Origin of the sequence: Weizmannia acidilactici, from assembly GCF_008974185.1 — a bacterium.
Lineage (GTDB): Bacteria > Bacillota > Bacilli > Bacillales > Bacillaceae_C > Weizmannia > Weizmannia acidilactici.
The window spans coordinates 84,329-109,080 of sequence record NZ_BKZP01000005.1 but is presented as its reverse complement, the minus strand read 5'-3'; the positions used below and the strand labels follow the sequence as shown (position 1 = coordinate 109,080).

Here is a 24,752-nt window from a genome sequence, read left to right as displayed (position 1 = left end):
TCTTATTTATCAATATGTGTATGCACGCGGCGATTCGCACAAAGCCCCGTCCTTTTCCATGTGGTTTAGCGCGCCGAAACCATTCCGGCGCGCTAAACTTGTATTCTAAATCATCGTATTACAAAAAAGACTTTTGTTCAAGAATGGATTGCAATTTTGTCACCACCAAATCGATTGCGACGCGGTTCTGTCCGCCTTCCGGGATGATGACATCCGCATACCTTTTTGTCGGCTCGATGAACTGGTTGTGCATCGGCCTGACAACGGTGATATACTGCTCAATAACAGATTGCAGCGTCCGCCCCCGCTCTTCGATATCGCGCTGCAGCCGCCGGATAATCCGCAAATCGGCGTCGGTATCGACATACAATTTGATATCCATTAAGTTGCGCAATCTTTCGTCTTCCAATACCAAAATGCCTTCCAAAATGATGACATCTTTTGGTTCGACATGGATCGTGCGGTTTGAACGCGTGTGCCTCGAATAATCATAAACAGGTTTTTCGATCGGCTCGTAGCGGAGCAGCTTATGCAAATGTTCGATCAACAAGTCATTGTCGAACGCAAACGGATGGTCATAATTCGTTTTCAATCTTTCTTCGAACGGGAGATGGCTTTGGTCCTTGTAGTAATAATCCTGTTCAAGCACCAAGATCGAATGTTCTTTTAAGCTTTCGTAAATCGCGCGGGTGACGCTCGTCTTTCCCGAACCGGAGCCCCCGGCAACACCGATCACGGCCGGTTTGCGTTCCATGCTTCCTTCACCTCTTTACACTGACTGCCAATCCATCTCCAACGGGGAAAATCGTGGTGATAAATTGTTCATGTTGCATTAACCATTCGTTGTACTGCCTGATTTTCCGGACAAGATTGTTAACCTGTTTCTTTTCGATGAACGTTTCCGCAACGAGGCCCTTAAAAAGCACATTATCGGTGTAAACACATCCGTTTTCGCGTAAGAACGGGGTGTACGTATCAAAAAATTTCCGGTACTGCCCTTTGGCCGCATCAATAAAAATGGCGCCATACGGACCGAGCGCCCGGACTTGTTCAATGATCTCCCCGTCAAGCGCATCCCCATTTAATAGGCGGATTCGCCCGGATAAAGGCGTACGGGAAAAATAATCAGAAGCTTGATCATACCGCCCTTTCTCCCGTTCAATCGTAATGATTTCCGCATCCGGCAGCGCATCCGCCATCCTGAGTGCCGAATATCCGATCGCCGTTCCGATTTCAAGGATTTTTCGCGGCTGCTGGATTCTTAACACTTGGCAAAGCGTTTCGATGCCAAGCGGCTCCATAATCGGAATATGCTGTTCTTTCGCGAATCGTTCCATTTCTTCAAAGAGTGCATTTTTTTTACGAAAAAGCGATTGAATGTATGCTTCGACCGGGCTGTTCATCCCTTGAACCCCCGGAAAAAATTCGTTCCTTCCATATCGTTCTCCTAACTGCCATGCAAAATTCCGCTTATTATCGTAGCATATTTTCCCTGGGAAAGCGAACCTTTTATGGTTTTGCCTTCGCAATATATTTTTCTTTCAAAGCATTATGTTCTTTGAGCGTTTTTGCAAAATAGACCTTTCCTGTTTTGATATTTGCCAAGAAATAGAGGTAATCGGTTTTTTCAGGATTCAACGCAGCTTTAATCGATTGTTCCCCGGGGCTTGCAATAGGGCCTGGCGGCAGCCCTTTATGCCTGTAAGTGTTATATGGTGAATTTACCCGCAAATCTTTATACGTAACTTTTTCTTTATGCCGGTTGAGCGCATACAACACAGTCGGATCCGTCTGAAGCGGCATGTTTTTCTTTAATCGGTTGTAAAAAACGCTTGAAATTTTCTCCCTGTCCGCTTTTTCGGTCGCTTCTTCCTCGATGAGTGATGCCATGGTAAGAAGCCTGTGCGGGGTTAAATGCTTTTTTGCCGTTTGTTCCGCGTACTTGGCAAGAACTTCATTCGTTTTCGCCACCATGCTTTCCAATACCGCGTCAAGTGTCACATCTTCATTATAAAAAGAATAGGTTGCCGGAAAAAAATACCCTTCAAGCGGATGTTTGATTTGCTTGTTTAAAATATCCTTTGTCAAAAGACCCGGATATTTTTTCATCAATCTCTGGATAAATTTCGGGTCATCCGCTTTTTGTAAAACGGTTTTGGAACTGAAAGAACTATGTTTGCTGATGATGCCGGCAATCTGGTTCAGGTTGGCCCCCTCTGGCACTGTAAACCGGATTGCAGCGATCCCGCCTTTTTGCAGGCTGCGGATAATTTCATCCATCCCCATCGACGGGGCCATTTTGTATGTGCCCGCCTTGAAACCGGACTGATTATGGGATTTGGCATATATCGCGAACACATAGCCGTTTTGAATAATGCCGTGTTTTTTTAAGATTTGCCCGATATCTTTTACGTTAGAGCCCGGCGGGATGGTAACCAGCTTTGTTTTATGGTTTTGGGGATCTGCCGGTTTCAAAGCTGACTGGTAATAAAGGCCCGTCCCGCCGAACAAAAGAACGGCAATCAGCACAATACCTGCTGTAATGGATATTTTCGGTTTTTGCCTGATCTTTTGGATCAGCCATTGAAACGGATTTTTGTTTCCGTCCAAAACAGAACCTTCCTCTCATAAAGAAAAATCTGAAGTTTAGGTAGTCATTTTCGACTTTTTTCTTGTCCATTATACTACATTTTTCGTCAAGTTTTATTTCATTTTCTTTTCAAATGGCCGTTTCCAACTGCACGGGTTCACCCATTACAAACCAAAAAATGCACAGTGCATTATAATGGAAAAGGCGGTTTTTTTGCATTTTCTCTGTATATGACTCGTTGATGATCGCGAAATTCACGAGACTCCTGCGGGAAAAGCGAGCAAGAAGAGACCCAGTGTGCTTGAGGGACGAGCGAGGAGGCTCGCGACGCGTGCGGAAAGCGAGTGAATTTTTCGATCATCAACATTCTTGGATAACGGGATAACATTACCTTACATAAAAAAAGGGGGTGCCCCCTGGTCAATCTACCGACTTTTGGGACACCCCCATTTTTCAATCCAAATATTATTCTTCCTCTTCTTCGGCGAGGAAAGTATTAAGCATTTCCTCGATCATATCCCATTCTTCTTCGGTTTCGATTGGCTGGAGGTCGCCTTCCGTGCCGTCTTCCCTTTCAACATAAGCAGATGCGTGGATCTCGATGCTTTCGTCCTCATCTTCTTCCGCCCCGACTGGATAATACAGGACGTAAGATTTTCCGAACTCTTCGGATTCAAATGTGAAAAGTACCTCGTACAATTGCTCATTGCCGTCATCATCTACAACCGTAATATGCTGATGTCCTTCATGATCATGTTCATGGTTATGCGCCATTTCGTCACCTCATTATATTTTGGCTGTCAAGGAATCCTTGCAGAATTACGCTTGCTGCCATTTTATCGATTACTTTTTTCCTTTTCTTTCTACTGACATCGGCTTCCAGTAATATTCTTTCCGCCGCCATTGTGCTTAAACGTTCGTCCCACAAAATAACAGGCAGGTTCAGCCGCTTTTTTAATTCTTCGGCATATGCTTTTGACGCCTCTGCCCTCGGGCCGATCGTATTGTTCATATTTTTCGGGAATCCGACGACAATTTTTTCAACGCCGTGGATGTTGGCCAGTTCCGCAACCCTGTCGAAACCAAACTTCCCTTTTTCTTCGTCAATGGTGATCGTTTCAATGCCCTGGGCCGTCCATCCCAGTTCATCGCTGACCGCCACACCGACAGTTTTGGAACCAACGTCAAGGCCCATGATTTTCAATTCGATCCCCCGCGATGCTGTTTCAAATAAGATTTCACCAATTCCTCAATAATTTCGTCCCGCTCCAGTTTACGGATCATATTGCGGGCATCCTGATGGCGCGGGATATAAGCCGGATCGCCTGACAATAAGTAGCCGACAATCTGGTTGATCGGGTTGTAGCCTTTTTCCTGCAATGCGTTGTATACATGCAGCAAAACTTCCTTTACCTCATGTTCCATCGGTTCTTCCGGGAAATTAAATCTCATCGTTTTATCGAATGAGCTCATCAAGCAGCACCTCTCTTATAGAGCTTGGCTTTGTTTGCATGAAAAAATGCGGTTTACACTAGTTTCGAAGGTGCATTTCCGTTTTCCGTCCAAAAACTTTTTTCGTGTAAACAACAGGCTTTTTTCCATTGTACACTACTTTTCGCGCGAATCAAACGGATTTTACCCATTCGTCTACAAATTGTAATGCAGCATCGATTTTTTCCGGCTGTTTTCCGCCCGCTTGCGCCATATCCGGACGGCCGCCGCCGCCCCCGCCGCAACGCGATGCCATTTCTTTGACAAGTTTCCCGGCATGGTAACCTTTCTCTACGAGATCTTTTGTCACGCCCGCAATGATATTCACTTTGCCTTCGTGGGCGGCAGCGAGAACGATAATGCCGCTTCCCAGCTTCTGTTTCAAATCATCGGCCATGTTCCGCAATTGGTTCATATCCCCAGCCTGGACTTTCGCAGCCAGCACTTTGACTCCGTCCACTTCTTTCGCGCGATCCACCAGCGAACCCGCTTCAATGTTGGCGAGTTTTGTGGACAGAGATTCATTTTCACGCTGCAGTTCTTTCAGTTCATGCAGGAGCGTATCAATGCGTCCGCCCAGCTCAGCCGGTTTTACTTTCAATTTACCGCTTACTTCTTTTAAAAGATGGATCTGGCCCTGCATCAGCTCGTATGCAGCCTTCCCGGTGACCGCTTCAATCCGCCTTGTGCCGGCGCCGATCCCGGATTCGGACACGATTTTGAACAACCCGATTTGGGCTGTGTTGGAAACGTGGCAGCCGCCGCAAAGTTCAAGGCTGTAGCCGCCCATCGCAACAACGCGGACAATATCGCCGTATTTCTCGCCGAACAATGCCATTGCGCCCATTGCCTTTGCTTCGTCCAGCTTTTTCAATTCAGTTGTCACCGGCAGGCTTGCCCAAATTTTTTCATTCACGATTGTTTCGATTTTTTCCAGTTCTTCTTCCGTCACCTGGCCGAAATGTGAGAAGTCAAAACGCAGGCGCCCCGGTTCAACGAGCGATCCGGCCTGGTTGACATGCTTGCCGAGCACATCTTTTAATGCCTGGTGCAAAAGGTGCGTTGCGGAATGGTTCTTTTCCGTATTGCGCCGTTCCGCTTCATTTACTTGCGCAAATACTTCCTGGCCGGCTGTGATCGTTCCGGAGATGACAACACCTTGGTGCAGATTTTGCCCGTTCGGAGCTTTTTGCACATTTTTAACTTGGACTTTCAAGTCTTCAGCCGTTAAAATTCCTTCATCCGCAATCTGGCCCCCGCTTTCGGCATAAAACGGCGTTTTGTCCAAAATAAACTGGATTTCATCGCCTGCCTGTGCAGATTCAACGATTTCTCCGCCTTTCAGGAGCACAGCCACATGCGCCGTTCCCTGCAATTGGCCGTAACCGATAAATTCGCTTTCTACCTTTATATCGCCGAGCACGCCTCCCTGCACGGACATCGACTCTGCTTGTGAGCGGGCATTTCGTGCACGTTCGCGTTGCCGTTCCATTTCTCTTTCAAAACCTTCATGGTCGACTTCAAGGCCCTGATCCTGCGCATATTCTTCTGTCAGCTCAACCGGGAATCCATATGTGTCGTACAGGCGGAAAATGTCTTCGCCCGGAAGTTGTTTTAAGCCGTTTTTCTTCGCTTCCGCAAGGCGTTCTTCTAAAATAGCCAGGCCTTCGTTCAGCGTTTCCTGGAAGCGTTCTTCTTCGGAGCGGACCACCTTTTGCACAAAGTCGGCGTTTTTCTCGACTTCCGGATAATAGGAGTTCATGATGCGGCCGACCGTCGGCACAAGCTTGTACATAAATGCCCCGTGGATATCCAATTGGATAGCATAACGGACCGCCCGGCGCAAAAGCCTTCGCAACACATACCCGCGGCCTTCATTCGACGGCAGCGCCCCGTCCGCAACCGCAAACGCAACCGTGCGGATATGGTCGGCGATCACTTTAAAGGCCGTATCGTCCTGCTTGTTGCCGGCCCGGTATTTTTTGCCTGAAATTTTTTCGACTTTTTCGATAATCGGCATAAACAAGTCACTGTCATAGTTCGTGTCGACACCCTGAAGCACGCAAGCCATACGCTCAAGCCCCATACCGGTATCAATGTTTTTCTTCGGCAGTTCAGGATACTCGCTGCGCGGAATCCCAGGAATTGCATTGAACTGGGAAAGCACGATATTCCAAATTTCGATATACCGGTCATTCTCTATGTCTTCCTGCAGCAACCTGATGCCTACGTTTTCAGGATCGTATTTTTCCCCGCGGTCGAAGAAAATTTCCGTGTCCGGTCCGGATGGGCCTTCGCCGATTTCCCAGAAATTTCCTTCCAACGGAATAATATGGTCCGGAGATACCCCAACTTTGATCCAGCAGTCATACGAATCCTTGTCGTCCGGATATACGGTCACATACAGCTTTTCTTTCGGCATACCAAACCATTTTTCCGAGGTTAAAAGTTCCCACGCCCAGGTAATGGCTTCTTCTCGGAAATAATCCCCGATCGAAAAATTCCCGAGCATTTCAAAAAACGTATGGTGGCGCGCCGTTTTCCCGACATTTTCAATATCGTTTGTGCGGATTGCTTTTTGCGCGTTCACAATACGTGGATTTTCCGGGATGATCGTCCCGTCAAAATATTTTTTTAAGGTCGCCACGCCGCTGTTGATCCAAAGCAGTGACGGGTCATTGACAGGGATCAGGGAAGCGCTTGGTTCCACTTTATGCCCTTTTCCTTTAAAAAACTCCAAAAACATGCTGCGGATTTCAGCACTTGATCTTTTTTTCATGCAAAAACCTCCTTACAATGATGAAAACCGAAAACCGCCCGGACGCAAAAAAGCCCCCATCCCGGACAGGGACGAGAGGCTTGCTCGCGGTACCACCCTGATTAAAGGCAATAAACGCCTTTCTCTTTGGGTGCCGGTAACGGGGCAAAACGGCAGAGTTTGGCTGCACTCCAGATTAGCCTTCTGTTATCCTTCATTTGGAATTTCTTTCAGCCGCGGAAATTCCTCTCTGGGCCGCAAATAGCGGTTTAAAATGGACTATAACATACTCGATCTTTCTTCGATTTTCGATATTCAGCTATATCCGCATTATAAAAAAGATCATTCCAATTTGTCAACTTCGTTTGCGCTTTCGACCATAAGCAAATGTTTGCGGGCGTGGATGACGGCCACTTTCATGATCGCAAGCGCCGGCACCGCAAGGATCAGGCCGGCTATCCCGCCAATTTCTTCGCCGACGATTAAAGCAATAATGATAAAAAGCGGATGGAGGTGCAGCGATTTTCCGACGATAAAAGGCGACAAAATATTGCTTTCAATAAATTGAAGGACAAATACGATTACCAGCACATAGACCACATATTTCAGTGAAATGGTCGCTGCGATCACTGAAACGGGGATGGCGCCTAAAATCGGCCCGAAGTACGGAATCACATTTGTAACTCCGATGATGATGCCGAGTAAAATCGGATACTTAATCCCAAGGATGGCAAAGGCCACAAAAGAAAGAAAGCCGATGATCAGGCAGTCAAGCAGCTGCCCGCGGATATAGCCGCCGATCGACCGGTCGACATCGCGAAGAAAGCTGAGGGCGGATTGCCGCCATTTTTTCGGCGTCAAGGCCAACGCCGCTTTTTTCACATGTTCAAAATCTTTCAGCAGATAAAAGGAAATAAAAGGGATCACCGCAAGCGCGATCGCATAATTCAACAGTTTCATCAGCACATTGATGGCGTTGGAGACGTTTTCCGTAAGCCATAATTCAAACCGCTCGATCCGTTCGTCGATCTGGTCCTGGAGCCCGTCCGGCCAGTGTTTCATCGAAGTTTGCAAGTAAGCGACCCCGTCCCTGTACTGGTCGGCAAACTGTGGGATATGTTCGGACAGGTCGTTCATTTGCGCGATGACAAGCGGCAGCCCCCTGTAGACGCCGTAAGCGATGCCGCCGAAAAAAAGCAGATAAATGATCAAAATCGCCAACCCTCTTGGCAACCCGTTTTGATGCAGAAATTCGACGAGCGGATGGAGGATGTAGGCGATAAAACTGCCGATCAATAACGGCACGCATACGGTCGCGGCCACATGCAATACGGGCGCCCAGAAAGGCTTGAGCAAAAGCAGTACATACAAAATGATCAAGATCAATAACAGCCACAACAATTTATAAAGCCATTCCCTGCGGATCCGGTGCATAAAAAAACCTCCCTCTTTCTAGTTTTTGCGAAAGCGGGAAGTTTATGAACGCTTTTTCAGGAAAAGGCCGCCGGTTGATCAGCCGGCGGCCCAAAATTTTAGCGGAAAGCCTTGCGCATCCTTCTTGCTATTTTCCGCATTTGCCTGCCGTTCATCATGCCTCTTTTGGCCATCGAAGCGGTGGCTATGCCTGCGCCAAACCCGAGTACAGTCATCATCATTCTGTTCAATCTTTCCACACCCCTTCTGTTCAGCTTAGCTTGCGCGTTTCATCGTCAAACAAATCGTCCAAAGAACTCAAAGTGCCGTCTTCTTCCACCTGATGGGTATGAATCATGTTTTTCGCAACCGATAACTCTATAAAGCAGTTCCAGCAATAATACTGGTTGATGCCGATCTTTCCGATGTCTTTGCTTTGGCAATTCGGGCATTTCATGGTAAGCACCTCGCTTTTTCCATGGCGGCTTTAATCCGCCCTTTTTGCCTACCAATATGCCCATTTTTTCCAAAAAACATACATGCCGATTGTCACGGCATTTATAGTTTGCTTGTTCTGCCTTTAAACATGCGGGAAAACAATTTCCATCTGTTTTAGTATGCATATCTTTTCCGGCCGCACAAAAAATAGAAGAAACAAAAGCAGGAAGTGAAATACATGAAAAATGCAAAACCACTTGCCATTAAAATCGCCGGACATTTTATCCTTTTATATTTGGTGCTCGGCCTTGCATTCAGCATTTCCTTTGCCGGCGTACTGTGCACCGCGCTCATTCTTGGTTTGATTTCCTATTTTCTGGCCGACTTGGGCCTGCTTCCGCAAACCAATGAATGGTTTACACTTCTTAGCGACTTCGGCCTTGCTTTTTCTGTCATTTGGGGGCTGAGCCGGTTTTTTGCCCATAACAGTCTGCCCGGCCTGGCCGTTTCCATCGCTGCCGCTGTTGTCATCAGTGTCTTTGAGCATTTTTACCACCAATATTTGGCCGACTATGTGCTTGTTAAACGAACGCCACGAAGGAGCGGAACGGCAAATCTCCAGTACGGGATGGAAAGCTCGGAAGAAATCAGCCCGGAAATGCGGAAAAAGAGATAAAAACAACAGGGATGATGAAAGCCGTTTTACATGTTCACATAAAAGCAGCGGGAACCGTTGAACAGATAATCCCGCCACTTTTTCTATTCAGCTGTCTCCGGTTCTGTCCCGCCTTCAGCAGCCAACACGTAAGGGGTAATGCCTTCCATACCGATCATCGGGTCCACTTTGCCCCAGTTCTCCTCCGTTAAGTAAAGGATTTCCCCCGCCGCTTCTGGATTTGTTACTGCCTGTTTGATTGTACCCAGTTTTTCGCACAGCGTTGTCTTCCGCTTTTGGTCGTCCTCCCTTTCCACGCCCATCCGGAAAGCCGATTCCTCTCCAAGCAAAATCAAAATCTTTTTGCTTCTCGTAATCGCGGTATAGAGCAGATTTCTGCGCAGCATCCGGTAATAACTGCGCACAACCGGCAAAATCACGACCGGAAACTCGCTCCCCTGTGATTTATGGATGGAACAACAGTAGGCAAGCGTGATCTGGTTGAGATCCGGCCTTGTATATGTCACTTCAATGCCATCAAAAGAGACAATCACCATGTCCTGTTTCTCGGTATTTTCTTTTGCCGTAAAAATTGAAACAATTTCACCGATGTCGCCGTTGTACACCTGATGCTCAGGCTTGTTCACAAGCTGCAGCACTTTATCGCCGATCCGGTATACGACATCGCCATACTTCAGTTCTTTACGGGCGCCATTTTCATTCGGGTTAAAAATATTTTGTAAAAGGCCGTTCAAACGGTCGATCCCGGCCGGCCCCCTGTACATTGGGGCGAGCACCTGGATGTCTTTCGCCGTGTAGCCTTTCCGTTTCGCGCTTTGCACCACTTTTTCAACCGCTTCCGGAATCTGGCCGGACGAGCAGCGGATAAACGAGCGGTCCGGCTGCATTTGCATGACATTCTCCGGCATTCGGCCATTTTTGACATGGTGGGCAAGTTCAATAATGGATGAGCCGTCTTTTTGCCGGTAAATGTTCGTAAGCCGCACCGTCGGGATGACGCCCGATATTAACAGATCTTTCAGCACCTGTCCCGGCCCGACAGACGGGAGCTGGTCTTCATCCCCAACCATAATCACCTGGATCTGGTCAGGCAGCGCTTTTAACAGCTGGTTCGCAAGCCATGTATCAACCATCGACATTTCATCGATGATCAAGAGTTTCCCTTCCACTTGCCGTTCTTCCCGATCATCCATATCCTCCTGGCCGGTCATGCCGAGCAAACGGTGGATCGTCATTGCTGGCAGCCCGGTCGACTCCGACATCCTTTTGGCGGCCCTTCCCGTCGGTGCCGCGAGCAAAATCGGGAAAACCTCGTCTTTTTTGTACGTTTTCGGGTCGAGCGAAATACCGTGGAGTTCCCCGTACAGCTCAACAATGCCTTTAATGACCGTCGTTTTCCCGGTGCCCGGCCCGCCGGTTAAAATCATCATCGGGCTCATCAGCGCTTTTTGGATCGCTTCTTTTTGTGACGGCGCATATTCGACGCCGATCCGTTCTTCCAGCTCGCCGAGGGCAAGCAGAAATTCGGATTCCGGAAATTGATCTTCGTACTCTGTTTGTGACATGATGCGCTCAATATTGGAGGCAATGCCTTTTTCTGAGAAATAAAGCGACGGAAGGTACACTTTATCGCCTTCAATGACGACCTTGCTTTCCTCCTCGAGTTTTAAGAGTTCAGTCTCAACGGAGTCAAGGGGGATCTCAACATTTTGATATTCTTCCAAAAGCGCTTTTACATCCCGTGCCAGTTCTTCTTTATTGACGTACACATGCCCGTTTTGCATGCTTTCCATTTCAAGCGTATAGCGGCAGCCGGCCTGGATGCGGTGCGGATGCGTTCCGCTGATACCAATCTGCCTGCCGAGTTCATCGGCGCGCCCGAACCCGATACCATCGATATCATCTACAAGCCGGTACGGATTTTGTGCAATGATCTCAAGCGCCTGATCCTGGTAAACCTGATAGATGCGCATCGCGATTTGCGGGCCGAAGCCGTACTGCGCCAGCCCGATCATAACACGCTCAAGCCCCTGGTTTTCGACTAATGTATCATGGATCAGCTGCGCTTTGTCCGCAGCGAGTTTTGGAACTTGATCGAGGACGGACGGATCTTCCAGAATTTTGCTGATCGCATTTTCCCCGAGCGCCTCGACAATCCGTTCCGCCGTTTTCTTGCCGATACCATTAAACAAATCGCTTGAAAGGTACTCGACAACGCCCTGCTTTGTATTAGGGATTTCTTTTTGGAAGCGGTCCGCATGGAACTGAAGGCCGAATTTCGGGTGTTCCTGCATTTTTCCGAAGAACGTGTATGTCTCCTGCTCGTGGATGCGCGGAAAATAACCGGTAATCACCGTTTCCTTTTCTTCCAGTTCAACGTTTGTCTCTTCAATCCGCACGCGAATGACCGAATACAAATTTTGCTCGTTGTGGAATATGGTGACGAGATGCTTCCCTTTTATAAATTTTTCCTGGTCCTGGAATAAATCCATCGCATGCTGTTTTTCCAATTCAACCACCTTACTGCGCACCAATTTCCTTTAATTTGGCCGCCATTTTGATGCCGTAACCGGCCAGCAGATGGTCCGGTTGAATGTCCACCGCTTTTTGGAAATAGCGGAGCGCTTCATCCAGCTGCCCGTAAAATTGCATATAAATGGCACCGGCATTGTATAAAGCATCCGTATGCTCAGGCTCTGCCTCGAGAACCTTTTGGAATTGTTCCAGCGCTTCGCCGGCAAGGTTGGATTTTACAAGGGAAAGCGCGTACTGGAACCTTGCTTCCGTGTCGTCTCCATCCAGTTCAACGCTCCTTTGCAGGTACGGTATCGCGAAGCGCGGGTTGTCCAGCATCATAAAACACATGCCGAGCATAAAGTGGGTATCTTTGTCTTGTAGGCCGTTCCTGAGCGCTTTTTCAAAATATCCGGCTGCCTCTTCGTAATGCCCCTGCTGGTAATGGATTGTGCCGAGGCTGTAGAATGGTGCTGGCATTTCTTTTAATTCGAGTGCTTTATGGTAAAAAATTTGCGCTTTTTCCCATTCACCGGCCGCGAGCAGCACATCGCCGAAATGGATGTAGCCGAGCGGATCATCCGGGTTTTCTTCAATTGCTTCATTAAACCATTTGAGCGCTGCTTCGAGTTTCTTTTCCTGCAATGCTTTCATGCCAAGTTGATGCTTGTCCATATTTGGGTACACTCCTGTTTGATGATACTTGCATTATAGCATAAAAAAGCAAAAACCTGTGTATGTATGAGAAATGGAGCGGTTACCGATTTCAATATTGCTAAAAGGATCTAAAGGCCATATCCCGTAAGCGGCATTAAAGCGGTCTATACAAATCTCATACGGACCAAAAGACTCTTCTTTTTAATCCCTTTGGCATTTATGCCCTCCTCAAAACGGGTACCCATACCATTTTCCTCCCCCAAAAAACAATGCACACAGAATCCAAAAATTCTGTGTGCATTGTGTGTTCAGCCAACATATTCCAGCTGTTCTTTGTTTTTATAAACTTTGTCGATTGTGGCACCTCCAAGGCATTCGTCGCCATTGTAGAAAACAACGGCCTGGCCGGGGGTGACGGCGCGCACCGGTTCGTCGTAAATGACCTTGACTTTATTGCCGCCGAGCACTTGGACCGTTACTTTCTGGTCCGGTTGGCGGTAACGGAACTTCGCCGTGCACTTGAATTCGGCAGGGAGCTTAGTATCCGACACCCAGCTGGCATTTACACCGATCATATAATCGGAATAAAGGGAAGGATGATGGAAGCCCTGTTCCACGTAAAGGACATTTTCTTTGAGGTTTTTGCCGACAACAAACCAAGGCTCTCCGGACCCGCCGATGCCGAGGCCGTGGCGCTGGCCGATCGTATAGTACATCAATCCTTCATGCTCGCCCATCACTTTGCCGCCCAGCGTTTTCATCAAGCCTTTTTGTGCTGGTAGGTAGTTGCTTAAAAATTCTTTGAAATTGCGTTCACCAATAAAACAGATGCCGGTGCTGTCTTTTTTGTTTGCCGTGGCCAGACCGGCTTCTTTCGCAATTTCGCGTACGCGCGGCTTTTCAAGGTCCCCGATCGGGAACATGACACGTTCCAATTGGTGCTGCTGTAGTTGGTTCAAGAAGTATGTCTGGTCTTTATTCCCGTCCACGCCGCGCAACATTTTATATTCGCCGTCCCGGTAAGCGACGCGTGCGTAATGCCCGGTCGCCAGAAAATCTGCGCCAAGGTTCAGGGCGTGTTCAAGAAATGCCTTAAACTTAATTTCTTTATTGCACATCACATCCGGGTTCGGCGTTCGCCCTGCCCTATATTCATCAAGGAAATACGTAAAAACTTTATCCCAATATTGTTTTTCAAAATTCACTGCATAATAAGGGATGCCGATCTGGTTGCAGACGCGGATGACATCATTATAGTCTTCCGTCGCTGTGCAGACGCCGTTTTCATCGGTATCGTCCCAGTTTTTCATAAAAATGCCGATCACATCATAGCCCTGCTGCTTGAGCAGGTAAGCGGCAACGGATGAGTCAACGCCGCCCGACATGCCGACAACAACCCTTGTATCTTTAGGTGCTTTTTTCATAATGCCTCCTCTTTTCTATTTTTGCTGGAACCTACGTACAATTTCCGCAGTTTTGCGGGCGGCCGTTTCCACCAGCTCCATCGTGTTTGCGATTCCGAAGCTGAAGCGGATCGAATTGTGGAGACGTTCCGAATTTTTCCCGAACATTGCAACGAGCACATGCGATGGTTCAATCGATCCGGCTGTACAGGCCGAACCGCTCGAGGCAGCGATCCCCGCCATATCGAGACTCACAAGCATCGACTCAACATCCGTCTTCGGAAAACTAAGATTGAGCACGTGCGGCAATGCCTCCTCCGCATTGCCATTCAGGAGAAATTCAACCTTTTCCTGCCGTAAAATTTCCATAAATTTAAATTTAAAAGCGTTATATTGCTGCTGCTTTTCAGGAAGCGAACGCTGCACAATTTTTACCGCTTCGGCGAATCCGGCAATTGACGCAATATTTTCCGTCCCCGGGCGCCGTTTCAGTTCCTGTTCGCCGCCGAAATTTCGGTTTTTCAGTTTCGTGCCGTTCCGCACATATAAAAATCCGATTCCCTTCGGCCCGCCGATTTTATGCGCCGAGACCGACAACATGTCCACGTTCAGGGCATTTACGTCTAATTTTACCAACCCGTATGCTTGGACCGCATCGGTGTGGAAATAAGCCTGGTGGTTTCTCAACATTTCGCCGATTTCCGCTATCGGCTGGATCGTCCCCACTTCATTATTTCCATACATGACGCTGACGAGAATTGTATCATCCCTGAGCGCTTTTTGCACGTCTTTTGCCCGGATCCTTCCTGTTTCATCCGGCTGCAAATATGTCACGTCGTATCCTTTTGACTCCAAATATTCCATTGTATGCAAAACTGCATGGTGCTCGATTGCTGTGGAAATAATATGCCTGCCTTTATCCGCAGCTGCTTCCGCCGTGCCGAGAATCGCATAGTTGTCCGCTTCCGTCCCGCCGCTTGTAAAAATAATTTCACTAAATTGCGCGCCGATGCTATCTGCAATCGTTTGGCGCGCTTCATCCAATATGCGGCGCGCTTCCCTGCCGAAAGCGTGGATGCTTGATGCATTCCCAAACGAAGTGGTGAGCACCTGCATCATTTTTTCCGCAGCCTGCGGATGGACAGGGGAAGTAGCCGCATGGTCCAAATAGATTTTTTCCACTCTTTACACCCCAAATAATTAAATATAATACATGTAAGCATCTGGTTCGGTATCTTCCCGGTATTTTGCCAAATCTTCAATCGTTGTACTGTCCAGGACGTCTTTGACCGCATCCCGGATCCGGATCCAAAGCTGGCGTTTGACCGGTTCTTCATCTTCTATGCCTTCTACAGGCGTGATCGGGCCCTCAAGGACGCGGATCACATCGCCGGCTGTGATTTGGGAAGGTTTTTTCGTTAAAACATAGCCGCCGTAAGCGCCGCGGATACTTTTTACAAACCCGGCATTGCGGAGTGGCGAAATCAGTTGCTCCAAATAATGCTCGGATAAATCCTGGCTATGGGCAATCGATTTTAAAGATGTCGGCCCTTCGCCGTATCTTTTCGCCAGTTCAATCATAATTGTTAACCCGTAGCGGCCTTTTGTTGAAATTTTCATCATGCACACCTCTTTCCGCTTATTACTTTTTCATCCAATTTCCCATAAGCCACCGCACTCCGGTAGGGCAAATCCGGCAACGTAGCGTTGGGCGGGGTGAAATGTTCACACCGTCCGTCATGAGGCGCAGTACGAAGCGCCCGCACCCAAAACGGATACGATCAATAAACGAGCAAGCAACCATAAAAATTGCCCAATAATTGTCAACATTCCCTTTGCGATTCACGTTTTATTCACACACACACTCGTTCTCAGCTTAACATATTATAGCATAGTAATCAGGATAATGTGAAACAGGCGAAACCCGAAATAAGGCTGCCCGCGGTTTCCCGACATTGATACGCTGCCGTACCCCCGCTTCACCAAACAAAAACACCATCCGGAAAATCGAATGGTGTTCCGCTTTTTATTGGGCTGTATATCCGCCGTCCACATGGAGATCTGTGCCGGTAATAAAAGATGCGTGATCACTTACAAGAAACAGGACGGCGTTGGCGATTTCTTCCGGCCTGCCAAGCCTGCCCATCGGATTATGATCAATCACTTCCTGAATTTGTTCTTTTGTGAAATATTTTAGTGCCGGCGAATCTGTCGTACCCGGAGAGACACTGTTCACGCGGATTCCCCGTTTTGCGTAAGTAACCGCTTCTGCACGCGTCAAGTTGACAACCGCAGCTTTTGCGGCGGAATAAGCCGCACTGTTGGTGATGCCGACGTGGGCCATAAACGAACCCATATTGACAATCGCGCCCGAGCCGTTTTTCAGCATATACGGAATGGCATATTTATTGGAAAGCATCACGCCGGTTAAGTTAATATCCAGCACTTTTTGCCAGTAGTCCTGATCCAGCTCATGGACAGGCCCGTGCTTTTCAGGAATGCCGGCACACGCTACCAAGATGTCAAGTTTTCCGTATGCATCCGTCGCCCTTTCCATCAGATGCCTCACGCTGTATTTATCGGACACGTCACAATGGACAAAAATTGCTTCCCCTCCGGCTTCCTTAATTTTATCCGCAACCGTGATTTTTGATTCCGCAACATCCCCAATCACCACTTTTGCACCTTCATTGGCAAAAAGCTTGGCGGTCGCCTCACCGATCCCGGAAGCGCCGCCTGTAATGACGGCAACTTTATTTTCCAGTAACATCGAACTCACCTTCCAATACTTCCATCTTTTCTAAGAGCCATAAACAGGCTGATCACAATGAAGTACTATCTTTGCCGGAATCCTTCTAAATTCCTTATGTAAAACCGTTCACGATACAGCCTCACAACCATTATAGCAAAAAACAACAAAGTACATGTTTAATTTACTAGAAAAAGCGTAAATGACCAAGCCATGCGCAATATTCGCAAAAAAAAAGATTTGCTTATTGCTGCACATTTTATCATCGCGGTCGGAAAAAACTTATGCCGGGTGAGATCTTCGCAATCAGCATTACAATCCCCCAAGCGGCATTGCTTTTCGCACGCCCGCAAAATCTGGTAAGATAATGGTACAAGAGACAGTTTGGAGAGATCGCTATGAAAGACCAGCCACTTGCTTACCGGATGCGGCCGAGGACGATCGAAGAAGTGATCGGGCAGCAGCACTTGGTCGGCAAAAACAAAATCATTTACCGGATGGTGAAAGCAAGGCAGCTTTCTTCCATGATTTTGTACGGTCCGCCCGGAACCGGCAAAACCTCGATTGCAAGCGCCATTGCCGGCAGCACAAAATACGCTTTCCGCACGTTAAATGCGGTAACGAACAATAAAAAAGATATGGAAATCGTTGCGGCCGAGGCGAAAATGAGCGGGAAAGTCATCCTGCTTTTGGACGAAGTGCACCGTTTGGATAAAGCGAAGCAGGATTTTTTGCTCCCTTATTTAGAGTCCGGCATGATCGTCCTAATCGGGGCAACCACAAGCAACCCTTACCATGCCATTAACCCGGCGATCCGCAGCCGCTGCCAGATTTTTGAACTTTATCCGCTTTCGCTTGATGAAATGAAGCTGGCCTTAAAGCGCGCGTTGGATGATGCCGACAGGGGTCTTGGAAAATACAATGTAAAAATTGATGACGATGCATTCGACCATTTTGCACAAGCGAGCAACGGAGACGTGCGCAGTGCTTTAAACGCACTTGAACTGGCGGTGTTCTCCAGTGAGCCCGGCGATAGCGGCGCAATCCATATCACATTGGATATTGCCGAAGAATGCATGCAGAAAAAAAGCCTCGCCCATGATAAAGACGGCGATGCGCATTATGATGTGCTGAGCGCTTTTCAAAAATCGATCCGCGGCAGCGACGCCAATGCCGCCCTCCATTATTTGGGCAGACTCATTGAAGCAGGCGACCTGCCAAGCATTGCGAGAAGGCTGCTTGTGATAGCCTACGAAGATATCGGCCTCGCGAGCCCGCAGGCAGGCGCTCGCACGCTTGCCGCCGTACAGGCTGCGGAGAAACTCGGATTCCCGGAAGCACGCATTCCGCTCGCGGCCGCCGTGATCGAATTATGCCTGTCGCCAAAATCCAATTCCGCGATCATGGCAATTGACGCCGCGCTGGCTGACATCCGCGCCGGAAAAAGCGGGGAAGTGCCCGCCCATTTAAAAGACGCCCATTACAAAAGCGCCAAACTTTTGGGGCGGGGCGTCGGCTACAAATACCCGCATGATTTTGAAAACGGCTGGGTAAAACAGCAGTATTTACCGGACACGATCAAAAACGCCCATTATTACGAACCGAAAAAAACCGGAAAATTTGAAAGTGCGCTCGCAGCTGTTTACGAAAAAATCGAAAAGAGCAAAAAAGGCAGCTGACCCGCTTTTCACTTGAGCGGGCCGGCTTTTTTATTCCTCAATTCTTGCCTGCCCGGTTGCCGTGCATCAACGGCTCTACCAAAGGGCTGTTTTCCCCCAAAGATAGAAGTGGATTTTTAGTAGTTACTGGTAAAAAGACCAGTTCAAATCTCCCCCGGAACGTATCATATAACAAAGACGAATACTGCTGGAGTAGTATACCGAAAAGAATGGACGACAGAAATGGGGTGAAAAGATGGATCTTTTCACTGCTCTTGCCACAGTATTTACTTTTTTAGCAGCGATGGCGTTTATACTTTGGCGGCCGAACGGTTTAAATGAAGCGGTCCCTGCATTGATCGGCGGCTTGCTCATGTTTGCTATCGGAAGCGTCAATCTGTCCGACCTGGCGGATATCGCCGAACACGTATCGGGCGCTGCGATTACGATCATTGCAACCATGGTCATGGCCATCGCTCTGCAAAGTTTCGGCTTTTTCCACTGGATAACGGATAAACTGCAAAGCTATGCAAAAGGATCAGGCATCCGGCTGTTTTGGCTGATTAATTTCCTTTGCTTCCTGATGACGCTCTTTTTCAACAACGACGGCAGTATCTTAATCACCACCCCGATTCTCATTCTGCTATTCAAAAAAATCGGCTTAAAAAAACACGAGCAAATTCCTTATTTGATCAGCGGTGCCATTATCGCAACCGCATCAAGCGCCCCGATCGGCGTCAGCAATGTCGTCAATTTGATCGCGCTGCAAATGATCGGCCTCGATTTATACGCACAGACAGAAATGATGCTCATACCGTGCCTGGCAGGCTTGATTTTCCTAGCGCTTTTATTGTATGCAGTGCTTTATAAAAGAATCCCGAAAACATTGCCGGACCCGCATGCAAAATCTCCTTTGCATTATCGTGCCCATCCGCTCCGGGACAGGCATCATGAACCAAAAAAATGCCGCCGGAACAGAAACGGCAGCGCATGATGATCAGCGTGCTTCTATTTGTCCTCGTGCTCAGGATCGGGCTGTTCGCCGCTTCGTTTTGGGGCATTCCAATATGGATTGTAGCCGCCACCGGTTCAGCAGCCATTTTAACATGGCGCTACCTGGTGTTAAAAAAATCCCCGCTTGATGTACTGAAAAAAACACCATGGCATATCTTCGTCTTTGCATTCAGCATGTATATGATGATCTACGGCCTCCATCATGCCGGGCTGACGCGACTGCTTGCAACAGGCTTACAACCGTTGCTTAGCGAAAACATGATGCACAGTACGATAGCGATGGGGGCGCTTGTGACGGTGCTATCAAACTTATTCAATAACCATCCTGCCTTAATGGTCAGTACCCTTACGATTACCCATATGGACCTTCAACCGGCTCACCTGCAGACAGCCTATATGGCAAGTATAATTGGCAGCGATATTGGCTCGCTGATTCTGCCTATCGGGACACTGGCTACTTTAATCTGGCTGCATATTCTGAAAATTAATCATATCAAATTCCACTGGAGAGAGTATATCCGCATCACTTTTGTCACCATTCTGCCCACTGTTTTGGCTACCTTGTTCTTATTATACGGATGGCTGCGCCTGTTCTATTAAAAAACCGGCCCGGCGCTTATTCGACAAGCGCCGGGTTTTTCCGGTCACGTTCCGGAGTTGGCTGCATAAGCGCATTTGATATGTGCGAGTTTTAAATAAACGGTTTCCCCATAAGCATTCGCCAGCTCTGCGATATTTTGGTCCAGTTTTTTCAGTACACCCGTTTTGTCGGACGAGGTATCGAGGTCAAATATAACCAGCGAGCCCTCATATTTTTTCAACTGTTCTTCAAATGACCGTGCAAAAGGCTGATTAATCGGCTTCACCGGCAAATCTTCATCGGACAGGCTGTATGGAGTTTGTCTAGCCGGATACGGCGTGAGCCATTTTACATGCTGCATCGATACCAAAATCGTTTTATAAACCGGCGAGTAAAAAACAAAATAATCATTCAGGACACTGGCAATATAGCCATATAAGATTTGATTTTCGGATAAAATAAGTTTGACAAACATCCCTTTTGCGTTCATCAAAATTTTGCGGTAGGAAACAGGTTCATTTTTCCCCAGTTCCTGTTCTGAAGGCGTTGTTTCTCCGAAGATATTTTTTTCTGTTTTTTCTTTCAGTTTATGAATATGGACAAAAGGAATATATAGGTATTCGTTTCCGTCATACAAAATCAGAAGATCCGCTCCGACATCGATAAGGTTCCCGGACAGTATTAAGTTGCCGGATAAAAGGATCTCGATTTCACTGCCAAGATGCTGTTCTATTCCCATTTGCCACCTCCTTTTTCTTCGAATTTGCCGTTATTTTGTTTTCCATACATAGTTTTTCGATTGTACAACAGTTTCCCGGATATGGGAAAGGTTATTTGAATAAGCAGAAGATTCCCAGTCTGATGAGGATGAAGAGGATGATGATTCGCTGTAGGAGCCGCTTGATTCTGTATCCTCATAATAGTCATCGCTGCTAACGCTATTACGGTCGCCACTTGATTCTGTATCCCCGTAATAGGAGACGGATGAACTGGATGAACTCGATGAACTGGACGAACTGGATGAAGAGGATTCATCATCATCCTTGGTGCCGGAACTGCTCTCATTTTCTTTGTTTTGTTCCTGCTTACCAGCTCCCTTCGCACCGACGCTGATGCTTTTCACATGGAACGGATGAATCCGAAATAATTCTTCATTGTGGACAAGGGTATACAAGCCGCTGGAATTTTCAGTTAAAATTCCTTCAATCGCCTCAGGCCCGTTCCGGTTAATCGATACCCACTGGTGGTTAAAAATTTTAAACAAAGAAGAAAAGTGCGGCGCCAGGACGAAATCTACCTTCCCATTTTCCAAATATTTCGTCATTTCCCGTTCCGCTACGCTTTTAATATGTTCCAGATTGTAGTATACGGTGCCGTCTTCCTTTGTCCACAGCACAATATAATCTTCGCCGACAGCAAGCAATATGCCTAGCCTCGACTCTGGGCCGCCCTGATTCACTTGGATCGCCTGGTTTACCATCGTTTCGAGAAGCGAAAAAAAGTCCTGCGCACACCTGCACTCCTTTTCGCTATCCCGCTCCGTATTCATTTGCCCTGCGTTTCTTTTTGAATTTTCGCTGATGCTTTGGATATGTCGGGTTTGATAATAGATGATGTCTTTTTCGGTAGCGAGCGTTACATAATCGTCCTGGATATCAAGCAACACGCCTGTTTTCGATTCAGGCCCTCCCCTGTAGATTGTTACGGTCCTCCCCAACAAAGATGATGGAATGAAGTCTTTGCTCATGATGTTCCCCCTTAATAGATAGATTATCCTCCGGAATGTTTATCCTTGGAAGGTAGATACATCATAATCATACGTGGCACGGCTCTTTTTTGCATTGGCATTCTCCCTAGTTTCTCCAAAATCAGCAGTTACCTACTGTTTTACCAGCCGAGCTTGGCAAGCTGTTCGCGTATATACGCACTCCTTGCCGCAATATATTGATAAATCAGTTCCGGCTCCCCTAGCCATTCCGTTTTGTCTTTATACGGATCAAGCGCGATACAGCTGTACAGATCTTTGTACATGCCGTCTACTTTTGGCTTGATAAAATCAATGGTAAACTGGTGCTGTAAAATCTCGGATAATATGTCACGGTACTGTTTCTGAAAAGCCGTTACATTCAGAATACGGGCCGTTAAGGTATTATAACCCTCCAGCGGGACATAATCTTCTTCCATCCGTTTTCCATTCACATCACGACCCCAAGTTGCATCGTAATCCCACGGGATCATCTCGAAAAGGCCTGTATCACGATTTTGATAGAATGCATAATTGTGCACAAAACCGTCGTAGTTTTGGGTGAAAATAACACCCGCAAGCCAGCGGAGATACCGGTCTATATTTAAATATTTTCCGATTTCCTTCTCAAACTCCAGTTCCAGCATTGTGTTAATCTTATAAATAAATGTTTCGAGGTGGTTGCTGTCTTCTGCCGTTCCCGTCTTCCTTTCATAACCGGATAAAAGGGAAGATTTTACATCTTTATCAAGATCGCTCATCAGCGAGAAATTCGCATCACCATCAATCGCGTAATAAATGGGACCGTTTGGAAGTCCCCTTTTTGCCAAAAAATTTTCATCGACAGATTCCAGTTCCAGATAAATTCCTTCTGTTTTGCCATTTACTTTTAAAAAAACATGCCGTGAACGCGGGGAAAGAACGCCAATATCCGAAAAAAAATCGAGGGACAGTTTATTTCTAATTAATGAAGGATCTTTGTATTCCCCATTCAGATGGATTTCTTTCGCCCCCCGGAAAGTTTTTCTGCCGTAAAAAGAAACATAATAAGATTTTTTCGGAAAATCACGGATATGGGATCCACGGTACGCTATATCGATATCGTACCGTTTTTTTCCAACCGTCAGTTTTGCCGGAAGCGTTTCGTCATTCCAAACATCCTTTTTTAATTCCCGTAAATCCATTGGATGGATGTAAATTTGATAAACAGGTATTTTAATAGCTTTCATTGATCTCCCCCCGTTAAATTTTATGAGGGATAGACAATAATTGGCATGGGCTTTCGGGTAAAAACAGTTCTTTCCGCTCCTCCAATAACGATGAAGGTATTTATCTATTTTTTTCAATTTACATATTTGTCATATCGCACTGTTAAGAATTTCACGTAAGATAGTAAAGAAAAGAGTCAAGTTTTAATGGATTTGGCTCTAATGAAAAGGAGGGAAATCTATGAGCCGCTATTCACGTGAAGATATTCAGGCAGGGGTAGACGAAGTGACACAAAATGGTCTCGACGAGTATATGTATCAGGATCCGGGAAGGGACAGGAAACGGAAACGCTGCAAATGCACCTGCGAATGTGAATGCAGCAGCCATCACCGCAATACTTCACGCAACAGGAGCACTTCCAGGAACAGGAATACCTCTCGCAATAGGAGCTGCAATACTTCCAGAAAGCGTCATACTTCTAGCAGAAAACACAATACTTCTAGAAAACGCAATACTTCCAGAAAACGCAATACTTCTAGAAAACGCAATACTTCCAGAAAACGCAATACTTCTAGAAAACGCTGCACTTCCAGAAAACACAATACTTCCAGAAAACGCAATACTTCCAGAAAACGCAATACTTCTAGAAAACGCAATACTTCTAGAAAATGTCATACTTCTAGAAAATGTCATACTTCAAGCAGAAAACGCCACACTTCCGGGAAACGCAGCAGTTGCGACCGTTACCAGATGGTAGAAGAACAGTGGAAAAACGGAAGCATGTGGTCTGTACGTTACCGCAGGAATGATTAAACCAACAAAGGGGAAGCAAATGAGTGCTTCCCCATACATAAATTTTATTATCGTCGGAATTTAACAGGCTTACATATTATTGTTTTACCGAGGTGCCTCTATTAACCCGCTTTTCCCGCAGAAATCCCAAGAATAGCGCGTCAATGTAAGATTGCTAACGGGACCTATTAAATTTAACAGAACCTTTTCAACAAAACCGCCATGGAAAGCGGTTTTTACGTTTACTTTTCGTCTTTCACCCGTTTGATCGGAATGTCTTTCAGAATATCACGGACGACATAGCTTGCCATAAAAAGGCCGGCTGTTGACGGGACAAATGCGTTTGACGAAGGCGGCATTTGCGCTTTCCGGATCTCCGCATTGTCATTCCCGACCACTTTGCGGACATCTTCGCGGATTACAATCGGGCTTTCATCGGAAAACACGACAGGAATTCCTTTCCGGATGCCTTCTTTCCGCAGTTTCAGCCGCACAACTCGGGCAATCGGATCAGTGTGCGTTTCGGAAATATCGGCAATCCTGAGCCGCGTCGGATCCATTTTATTGGCCGCCCCCATGCTGGAAATGATTTTTATGTTCCGTTTCAGGCATTCCTTCATTAAATGCACTTTGTAAATAATCGTATCAGAAGCATCCACGACATAATCGGGGTTGTATGCAAAAAACTGTTCATACGTTTCTTCCGTATAAAACATTTTTAAAGAAATGACTTCGCACTCCGGGTTAATATCGGCAATGCGTTTTTTCATCAGATCGGCTTTCGGCTGGCCGATGGTAGAAAGCAGCGACGGGATTTGGCGGTTGATATTTGTGATATCGACATCGTCTTTATCAACAAGGATCAGTTTTCCTATCGCCGATCTGGCAAGGGCTTCAACCGCAAACGATCCCACGCCCCCGACCCCGAGAACGGCGACGGTGCTGTTTTTCAGCTTTCGCAATCCTTCCTGCCCGATCGCCAGTTCATTCCGTGAAAACTGGTTCAGCATCTTCATCATCTCCAAACATACTTACTTCTTCCATAGATTATCCAAAAAAGGGCAGG

Annotated in this window: 23 protein-coding genes and 2 pseudogenes; 5 read left to right on the top strand and 20 right to left on the bottom strand. The window is 47.1% G+C overall.

The genetic code is table 11. From position 1 onward, the window contains the following. Positions 1 to 118: 118 nt before the first annotated feature. From udk to BpJC4_RS03625, 10 genes are all read right to left on the bottom strand, one after another. Complete coding sequence (gene udk / locus BpJC4_RS03670) at positions 119 to 754, bottom strand: uridine kinase (RefSeq protein WP_151679335.1); 636 nt, start codon at positions 752 to 754, stop codon at positions 119 to 121. Positions 755 to 761: 7 nt separating this feature from the next. Continuing rightward, on the bottom strand, positions 762 to 1,403 hold the full coding sequence (locus BpJC4_RS03665) for an O-methyltransferase (protein WP_151679334.1): 642 nt from the start codon (positions 1,401 to 1,403) through the stop codon (positions 762 to 764). Between the two features lie 106 nt (positions 1,404 to 1,509). Further along, a complete protein-coding gene (gene mltG / locus BpJC4_RS03660; RefSeq protein ID WP_151697545.1) occupies positions 1,510 to 2,610 on the bottom strand; it encodes an endolytic transglycosylase MltG in 1,101 nt (366 codons plus the stop codon). Positions 2,611 to 3,055: 445 nt separating this feature from the next. Then, positions 3,056 to 3,364, bottom strand: a complete 309-nt coding sequence (locus BpJC4_RS03655; RefSeq protein WP_151679333.1) for a DUF1292 domain-containing protein — start codon at positions 3,362 to 3,364, stop codon at positions 3,056 to 3,058. A 4-nt stretch (positions 3,365 to 3,368) separates the two neighbouring features. Then, entirely contained in the window at positions 3,369 to 3,794 is a 426-nt protein-coding gene (ruvX, locus tag BpJC4_RS03650) for a Holliday junction resolvase RuvX (RefSeq protein ID WP_151679332.1), read from the bottom strand. Continuing rightward, positions 3,791 to 4,063, bottom strand: a complete 273-nt coding sequence (locus BpJC4_RS03645) for an IreB family regulatory phosphoprotein (RefSeq protein WP_151679331.1) — start codon at positions 4,061 to 4,063, stop codon at positions 3,791 to 3,793. Before BpJC4_RS03645 ends, ruvX begins: the two co-directional genes overlap by 4 nt. Before the next feature lie 151 nt (positions 4,064 to 4,214). Next, positions 4,215 to 6,860, bottom strand: a complete 2,646-nt coding sequence (alaS, locus tag BpJC4_RS03640) for an alanine--tRNA ligase (protein ID WP_151697544.1) — start codon at positions 6,858 to 6,860, stop codon at positions 4,215 to 4,217. A gap of 321 nt (positions 6,861 to 7,181) precedes the next feature. Further along, on the bottom strand, positions 7,182 to 8,273 hold the full coding sequence (locus tag BpJC4_RS03635) for an AI-2E family transporter (RefSeq protein ID WP_151679329.1): 1,092 nt from the start codon (positions 8,271 to 8,273) through the stop codon (positions 7,182 to 7,184). Positions 8,274 to 8,371: 98 nt separating this feature from the next. Further along, positions 8,372 to 8,494, bottom strand: coding sequence for a DUF3918 family protein (locus BpJC4_RS03630; protein WP_172967433.1), 123 nt, complete (start codon positions 8,492 to 8,494; stop codon positions 8,372 to 8,374). A gap of 29 nt (positions 8,495 to 8,523) precedes the next feature. Beyond that, positions 8,524 to 8,709, bottom strand: a complete 186-nt coding sequence (locus BpJC4_RS03625) for a YrzR-like zinc ribbon domain (RefSeq protein ID WP_151679327.1) — start codon at positions 8,707 to 8,709, stop codon at positions 8,524 to 8,526. Positions 8,710 to 8,928: 219 nt separating this feature from the next. Here BpJC4_RS03625 and BpJC4_RS03620 point away from each other — a divergent pair, with 219 nt between their 5' ends. Further along, positions 8,929 to 9,366, top strand: a complete 438-nt coding sequence (locus BpJC4_RS03620; protein WP_151679326.1) for a YndM family protein — start codon at positions 8,929 to 8,931, stop codon at positions 9,364 to 9,366. 83 nt (positions 9,367 to 9,449) lie between these two features. Here the strand turns inward: BpJC4_RS03620 and recD2 are convergent, their stop codons facing one another. The 6 genes from recD2 to BpJC4_RS03590 all read right to left on the bottom strand — a co-directional run bounded on the left by recD2 (position 9,450) and on the right by BpJC4_RS03590 (position 16,710). After that, positions 9,450 to 11,876, bottom strand: coding sequence for an SF1B family DNA helicase RecD2 (recD2, locus tag BpJC4_RS03615; protein WP_151697550.1), 2,427 nt, complete (start codon positions 11,874 to 11,876; stop codon positions 9,450 to 9,452). Between the two features lie 10 nt (positions 11,877 to 11,886). Next, positions 11,887 to 12,555, bottom strand: coding sequence for a tetratricopeptide repeat protein (locus BpJC4_RS03610; protein WP_151679324.1), 669 nt, complete (start codon positions 12,553 to 12,555; stop codon positions 11,887 to 11,889). Positions 12,556 to 12,845: 290 nt separating this feature from the next. Further along, positions 12,846 to 13,961, bottom strand: a complete 1,116-nt coding sequence (gene mnmA, locus BpJC4_RS03605; RefSeq protein ID WP_151679323.1) for a tRNA 2-thiouridine(34) synthase MnmA — start codon at positions 13,959 to 13,961, stop codon at positions 12,846 to 12,848. 15 nt (positions 13,962 to 13,976) lie between these two features. Then, on the bottom strand, positions 13,977 to 15,122 hold the full coding sequence (locus BpJC4_RS03600; protein ID WP_151679322.1) for a cysteine desulfurase family protein: 1,146 nt from the start codon (positions 15,120 to 15,122) through the stop codon (positions 13,977 to 13,979). 18 nt (positions 15,123 to 15,140) lie between these two features. Next, positions 15,141 to 15,560, bottom strand: coding sequence for a cysteine metabolism transcriptional regulator CymR (gene cymR / locus BpJC4_RS03595; protein WP_151679321.1), 420 nt, complete (start codon positions 15,558 to 15,560; stop codon positions 15,141 to 15,143). Between the two features lie 406 nt (positions 15,561 to 15,966). Further along, a complete protein-coding gene (locus BpJC4_RS03590) occupies positions 15,967 to 16,710 on the bottom strand; it encodes an SDR family NAD(P)-dependent oxidoreductase (protein ID WP_151679320.1) in 744 nt (247 codons plus the stop codon). 377 nt (positions 16,711 to 17,087) lie between these two features. Here BpJC4_RS03590 and BpJC4_RS03585 point away from each other — a divergent pair, with 377 nt between their 5' ends. Continuing rightward, positions 17,088 to 18,368, top strand: coding sequence for a replication-associated recombination protein A (locus tag BpJC4_RS03585; protein WP_151697543.1), 1,281 nt, complete (start codon positions 17,088 to 17,090; stop codon positions 18,366 to 18,368). Positions 18,369 to 18,603: 235 nt separating this feature from the next. Continuing rightward, a pseudogene (locus BpJC4_RS03580) lies at positions 18,604 to 19,961 on the top strand (arsenic transporter). A 44-nt stretch (positions 19,962 to 20,005) separates the two neighbouring features. Here BpJC4_RS03580 and BpJC4_RS03575 read toward each other — a convergent pair. From BpJC4_RS03575 to BpJC4_RS03565, 3 genes are all read right to left on the bottom strand, one after another. Continuing rightward, a complete protein-coding gene (locus BpJC4_RS03575; protein ID WP_151679317.1) occupies positions 20,006 to 20,680 on the bottom strand; it encodes a YwrJ family protein in 675 nt (224 codons plus the stop codon). Between the two features lie 30 nt (positions 20,681 to 20,710). Then, positions 20,711 to 21,688 carry a spore coat protein gene (locus tag BpJC4_RS03570; protein WP_151697542.1) on the bottom strand — a complete coding sequence of 326 codons (978 nt, stop codon included), beginning with the start codon at positions 21,686 to 21,688 and terminating at the stop codon, positions 20,711 to 20,713. Positions 21,689 to 21,828: 140 nt separating this feature from the next. Further along, on the bottom strand, positions 21,829 to 22,914 hold the full coding sequence (locus tag BpJC4_RS03565; RefSeq protein WP_151679315.1) for a CotH kinase family protein: 1,086 nt from the start codon (positions 22,912 to 22,914) through the stop codon (positions 21,829 to 21,831). Positions 22,915 to 23,134: 220 nt separating this feature from the next. On the opposite strand from BpJC4_RS03565, the pseudogene BpJC4_RS17055 reads away from it, so the two are divergent. Further along, a pseudogene (locus BpJC4_RS17055) lies at positions 23,135 to 23,185 on the top strand (hypothetical protein); the annotation flags it as partial. Positions 23,186 to 23,189: 4 nt separating this feature from the next. Next, positions 23,190 to 23,651 carry a hypothetical protein gene (locus BpJC4_RS03560; protein ID WP_151697541.1) on the top strand — a complete coding sequence of 154 codons (462 nt, stop codon included), beginning with the start codon at positions 23,190 to 23,192 and terminating at the stop codon, positions 23,649 to 23,651. A gap of 277 nt (positions 23,652 to 23,928) precedes the next feature. On the opposite strand, the gene BpJC4_RS03555 is transcribed toward BpJC4_RS03560, so the two are convergent. After that, the gene (locus tag BpJC4_RS03555; protein ID WP_151679358.1) at positions 23,929 to 24,696 is read right to left on the bottom strand and encodes a tRNA threonylcarbamoyladenosine dehydratase; all 768 of its coding nucleotides are present in this window, start codon (positions 24,694 to 24,696) and stop codon (positions 23,929 to 23,931) included. Positions 24,697 to 24,752: the final 56 nt, after the last annotated feature.